The sequence below is a fragment of the Flectobacillus sp. genome (assembly GCF_049240685.1).
GTDB lineage: Bacteria > Bacteroidota > Bacteroidia > Cytophagales > Spirosomataceae > Flectobacillus.
This window is the reverse complement of sequence record NZ_JBMLSD010000254.1, coordinates 1-1,732: the sequence shown is the minus strand read 5'-3', so window position 1 is coordinate 1,732 and position 1,732 is coordinate 1. Positions and strand designations below refer to the sequence as shown.

The 1,732-nt window shown below is 35.4% G+C and carries 1 protein-coding gene and 1 tRNA gene; one reads left to right on the top strand and one right to left on the bottom strand.

From position 1 onward, the window contains the following. Positions 1–269: 269 nt before the first annotated feature. Positions 270–1,103 carry a TerC family protein gene (locus tag ACOVQ4_RS11675; protein WP_421820841.1) on the bottom strand — a complete coding sequence of 278 codons (834 nt, stop codon included), beginning with the start codon at positions 1,101–1,103 and terminating at the stop codon, positions 270–272. 479 nt (positions 1,104–1,582) lie between these two features. On the opposite strand from ACOVQ4_RS11675, the gene ACOVQ4_RS11670 reads away from it, so the two are divergent. Continuing rightward, positions 1,583–1,660: transfer RNA gene (locus tag ACOVQ4_RS11670), tRNA-Val, on the top strand. The last annotated feature ends 72 nt before the right edge of the window (positions 1,661–1,732 follow it).

The window sequence follows — 1,732 nt, the reverse complement described above, 5'->3', positions numbered from 1 at the left end:
GAAAGCTGAAAGCCGAAAGCTCAAAGCTGAAAGCCGAAAGCATTTAATCTTTCCTTTGACTTATCCAGAAAAATATGATATCTGTAAGAGTCATTCTTCCGAATTGTAAGATTGGGTATATTGTGGAATTTTTCATCAAAAAAGCGGTCAGAAAATATTTCCCGACCGCTTTTTTGATGATAGCAAGCTTGATTTTACTAGGCTTGAGACGCAAGAACTGCGCCTCTCTATTTTGACAAAATCATTCCATTGAATGATTCCTATTTCATCTATTCTTGTTCTTCGTCTTCCAACAAACCTTCTTTCTTTGCTTGGACTTTATAATCATGCAATTGAACTGGTTTTGCTTTTTGTGTCTTCATATTCAAGAATTCGACCAACAATGAGAAGGCAATAGCAAAATATAAGTATCCTTTTGGCACTGTTCCAATTTCTGATTGGAAGATTGAAACATGCGAACCATGGGCACTTTCGGCAATCAACATAAAGCCAATCATAATCAAAAATGCCAATCCGAGCATCTGAATGGATGGATGATCATTTACAAATTTGCCTACAGGTCCGGAGAAGCCCATCATTATCACGATTGATAGTACAACCGAAAGAATCATTACAGGTAGATTATGGGTTAGACCAATAGCCGTCAAAATCGAGTCTATCGAAAAAACAATGTTAATCAAAGCAATTTGTAATACTACCGCAGTCAATTTATCAGCAGCACTACCTTTTGGACGATCTACATGGTCTTCACTCGGATCGCCTTCCAATTTGTGGTGAATTTCGGATGTAGCTTTGTAAAGCAAAAATAGTCCCCCTACAAATAGTATCAAACTCTGTCCAGAGATACCTGCTTTGAACCACCCCCAATCTATGTGAACAAATGGCTCTTGCAAGGAAATAATCACAGATAACCCAAATAATAACACTACTCGAAAAATCATGGCTAACAACAAGCCTATGTTACGAGCTTTTGGCTGATCTTTTACCGCTAATTTGTTGGCAGCAATCGAAATAAAGATAATGTTGTCGATACCTAATACAATTTCAAGGAAGGTAAGTGTAATTAAACTGATGATAGCATCTGGACTTAATAGTTGTTGTATCATTTTTAAAAAGTTGGTTTAAGAAATTATTGTTTTAAATTCTCCTCGAACAAAACAAGGAGTGATTGTCTGTTCTTGTTGTTACAAATCTATCAGGTTTTATGAATTAAAAAAATCTTCTTTTCCACAAATGGAACCTTTTGATTACAAACCATTTCTTTTATCGGTTAATTGGTAGGTTCCATCAATTAGAAAGTTAGTGTTTTTTTTATTTTACAGGAAGATTTTTACTATTTCGCTTTTACCTCAAAAAGAAATATAGATACAATTTTTCTTCAAAAATTACGAATTTCAGAAAAGCCGAGTAGTTTTTTTGAAAAAAATGTAAAAATTTTTCATTATTTAACTCTCTGATAACAAAAACGTTACTAAAAACTTTCAAAAAAATATGATTTTTTTTCAGAAAAGGACTTGCATAATACATTTCAACCGCGTAATTTTGCACCACGTTAAACGCAACGACAACAACAAAGTAAAATGGTTTCATAGCTCAGCTGGTTCAGAGCACCTGCCTTACAAGCAGGGGGTCCTAGGTTCGAATCCTAGTGGGACCACCAAATTACAAATTACACTCGGTTTCATAGCTCAGCTGGTTCAGAGCACCTGCCTTACAAGCAGGGGGTCCTAGG